This is a genomic window from Methylobacterium sp. WL116, assembly GCF_008039455.1.
In the GTDB taxonomy this organism is placed as follows: Bacteria; Pseudomonadota; Alphaproteobacteria; order Rhizobiales; family Beijerinckiaceae; genus Methylobacterium.
Genome location: NZ_VRUV01000467.1, coordinates 1 through 3,605 on the forward strand (window position 1 = coordinate 1; position 3,605 = coordinate 3,605).

The 3,605-nt window shown below is 69.5% G+C and carries 3 protein-coding genes and 1 pseudogene; 1 reads left to right on the plus strand and 3 read right to left on the minus strand.

The genetic code is table 11. The features are described from left to right. Window positions 1–148: 148 nt before the first annotated feature. The 3 genes and pseudogenes from FV223_RS22835 to FV223_RS22845 all read right to left on the minus strand — a co-directional run. A pseudogene (locus tag FV223_RS22835) lies at window positions 149–1,033 on the minus strand (DMT family transporter); the annotation flags it as partial. Window positions 1,034–1,233: 200 nt separating this feature from the next. Next, window positions 1,234–1,455 (minus strand): hypothetical protein, encoded by a 222-nt coding sequence (locus FV223_RS22840; protein ID WP_147729136.1) that lies wholly within the window; start codon window positions 1,453–1,455, stop codon window positions 1,234–1,236. A 234-nt stretch (window positions 1,456–1,689) separates the two neighbouring features. Next, window positions 1,690–2,997, minus strand: coding sequence for a L,D-transpeptidase family protein (locus FV223_RS22845; RefSeq protein WP_147729137.1), 1,308 nt, complete (start codon window positions 2,995–2,997; stop codon window positions 1,690–1,692). 232 nt (window positions 2,998–3,229) lie between these two features. On the opposite strand from FV223_RS22845, the gene FV223_RS22850 reads away from it, so the two are divergent. Beyond that, window positions 3,230–3,605, plus strand: a 376-nt coding sequence (locus tag FV223_RS22850; protein WP_147729138.1) for a hypothetical protein, incomplete at its 3' end; no start/stop codon positions are given.

Sequence of the window (3,605 nt, forward strand, 5' to 3'; positions counted from 1 at the left end):
GTGCGGCCACCGGCACCGTGGGCGGCGTCCTCGGCGTCGATCCGGAGGCGGATCGCCGCGATCGCGAGGACCGCCGCGAGGAGCGGATGGAGCGTCGCGAGCGCATGGGCCGCTAAGCCCGACACAGCGTCGTCTTAGAACGGGCCGGTCACCCTCGGGTGGCCGACCCTTTTCGTTGCGCCATCGCGTCGTGGGCGAGCAGGTAGAGGCCCGAGCCGACGATGACCGCCGCGCCGAGCACGGTCCAGCGGTTCGGAACGTCGCCGAACAGCAGGTAGCCGAGCGTCAGCGACCAGAGCAGCTGCGTGTACAGGAACGGCGCGAGCACGTTGGTCGGCGCCCGCGCATGCGCCAGAATCAGCAGCCAGTGCCCCATCGTCCCGAACAGGCCGATGCCGACCAGCAGCGCCCACACCGTGAGGGAGGCCGGGCTGGTCCAGATCCACGGCAGCAGCGGCGTCATCAGCCCGAGGCCGGCCAAGCCGGAATAGACCATCGTCGTCGCGGTCGAATCATGCGCAGCGAGCTTGCGCGTCGCGAGGATGTAGAGCGCATAGCAGAGCATGTTGCCGAGGCTGAGCAGGACCGCCGGGTGAACCTGGCCGAGGCCGGGCCGCACGATCACCAGCACGCCGAGGAAGCCGACCGCAATCGCCGCCATGCGCCTGGGCGACGACCATTCGCCGAGCAGCGGGCCGGCGAGCAGCGCGACGGTGAGCGGTGCCGCGAACTGGATCGACAGGGTCTCGGCGAGCTGCAGGTGGCGGAGCGCGAAGAAGTTCAGCGCCGTCGATCCGAACAGCAACAGCGAGCGCACCACCTGCAGGCCGAGGCGGCGGCTGCGCATGACGGCCGGGGTCGTCACCGGGTTGAGGAACACCGAGATCAGCGCCACGCTCACGCCGTAGCGCATGAAGGTGGTGAGCAGCGGGTCGACGCCGGAACGGGCCAGCACCTTCGCCGATGCGTCGAGGCAGGCGAAGAACGCCAGCGTTCCGCACATCAGCGCGATGCCGACGAGGCGCCGCCTGTCGGGCCGCGTCCCGCGTTCGCCGTCGGGGCCGGCCGCCGCCTCGCGCGACGCGCAGACCGCGTCGGCTCGTATCGCCTTGCTGGAGGAAATCGCCTTGGACCTTCGGGCCGCCGAGTTCGGTGGACCTTAGCCGGTCGCCGCGACGGCGGGCACCCGTCCGTCCGCACCCGCGCCGTGTCGCCGACGCGGGGCCGCCGGCGTCACCTGTCTTGCGCCCGCTGCCGACGCGGGGTCGGCTCGGTTCGATTCTGCTCGCGCGTGAACGGCAGGATCGTCGCGCTCGCGACCTGAGGTTCGGTCGGCTCGGCGGCCGAGCGGTTGCCCTTGGGCTTGCGATCGAGCCACAGGCGGACCCAGACCCGGTTTCTCCGGCTCCAGCCGCGACGGGCGACCCAGGCCGGAATCGATGCCGTATGCTGCATTCGACGTCTTCTCACTCATCATGCGGACGTAGCGCCTGATGAAAGTCCTAGAGTGAGCGTGGGCCTGCCCGCGATGGCTGTGCGTCCCGAATTTTTGTCTCTGCGTCCAGGCTCTCAGAATCAGCGACCTACGTGGCAAACGAGAACGGCCCGCATCCGGTGGGATACGGGCCGCGCGTCGGTCATGTTTTGGGGGCTCGTCCGCGGGTCTTGCCGGCGCCCGAAGCGTCGGGGCTAGTTCTCCTCGTCGCCCGGCTCGAAGCTCTGCGGAGCGGTCGATTCGGCGCTGGCGACCGGCGTCGGCGCGCCGATCGTCGAGGGCACGTTCACGCCGTCGCGCTTGTAGATGTCGTCGCGGAACTGCACGAGGCCGTCCGGCGTCGCCCAGGCGGTGATGTAGGTCCAGTAGACCGGCACCGGCGAGGACAGCGTGGCGTCGACGCGCTTGCCGCTCTCGATCGCCTGCTCGACCTGCTCGCGGCCCCAGCCGGGCGTGTCCTTCAACAGCCAGGTGATGTACTCGCGCACGTTCTGAACGCGGACGCATCCTGAGGAGATGAAGCGGAAGTCGTCGCCGAACACGCCCTTGGTGTTCGTGTCGTGCATGAACACGCCGTACGGGTTCGGGATGTTGATGCGCACGATGCCCATCGAGTTGAAGTCGGCGCCCGAGTCCTGGCGGTAGCGGTAGCGCGTGCCCTCGTCCGAGTTCCAGTTGACCTGGCTCGGCTGGATCTCGGCCTCGCCGGAGAAGATGCGGATCTTGTTGTCGGTGAGGTAGTTCGGATCCTTCTGCATCTTGGGGATGAGGTCCTTCTTCACGATGGAAGCCGGGACCGTCCAGAAGGGGTTGAAGTTGATCTGCGTCGCCTTGGTGTTCATGATCGGCGACTGGCGGTCGATCTTGCCGACGCCGGCGGCGTGCAGCGTCACGACCTGACCGTTCTCGACCGTCTGAACCAGGGCGGCCGGGATGTTGGTGATGACGAAGCGCTGCCCGAGGTTGCCCGAGTAGGAGCGCAGGCGCACCGCGTTGATCTCGAGCTGGCGCAGGCGGATGTCGGCCGGCACGTTCATGGCCTGCTGCGTCGCCATGCTCATCGTGCCGGTCTGGCTCAGGCCGTGGCGGGCCTGGAAGCGCTTCACGCCGGCGGCGACGTAGGAATCGTACACGCCGGAATTGCCGGCCACCGGGTCGATGTCGCCGGTCACGATCAGGCGCTGGCGCACGGCCCCGACCACCGCGCCGCGGGCGCCGATGCGCAGGCGGTCGGCACCGGAGACCGGCTTCCAGCCGCCGCGGGAGACGATCTCCTTGTAGCGCTCGACCATCTGCTCGGTGGCCGCCACCGTCTGCGGCGACAGGATCGGCGTCGACGAGCGCTGGACCTGCATCGCGGCGGGCGAGGCGTAGTCCTGCGCCCACTCGGCCTGGGCATAGCCGGCGCCGGCCTGCTCGCGCGCCGAAGCCGGGGCGACGAGGGCGACGGTTCCGAGGAGCGCGAGGCTCAGGGTCGCGCGGGTGGTAGCCTGAATGAGCATCGTGGTGGCTCTGGTCCATGGATGGGCGAAGTGGAGCGGGCGCTGTGCCGCCGTTTCCCCTGGGCCCAAGGTGTCCGGGTACGGTTAAGACTCCATGGCGACCGGGCTTTATTGTGGCGTGCCGGTGCGTGCCCGCACATCACGGGTGCGTGCGTCCTCCGTGCCACAGCGGAATCGGCCCAGCCGTGCCAAGGAATCGGAAGACGCGACGCGGTCGCCGGACAGGGTCGGCATGACGCCCGGGAGCCACAGGACGAGACCTCTGCGCGCGATCACCGCCGTGATCGCGCTCTACGCGTTCGTCCTGCAGGGCTTCCTCAGCGGCCTGATGCCGGCTCCGATGGCCGGAGACGTCCATGCCCTGTGCCTGTCGGGCGCTGCCGCCGCCGGCGATCCCTCGCCGGACACGCCTCACGTCCACGCCGATTGCTGCACCGCCGCCCACCACGTGGCCGACGCGTTGGCGCCTCGCGACACCGCCGCGACGATCATCTGGCCGCAAGGCCGCGTCGTCACCACCGCGTTCTGGCGGGCCGCGACTATTCGAAGACCCTCTACCTGCCGCAGACCGATTTTCCGATGCGGGCGGGCCTGCCGACCCGCGAGCC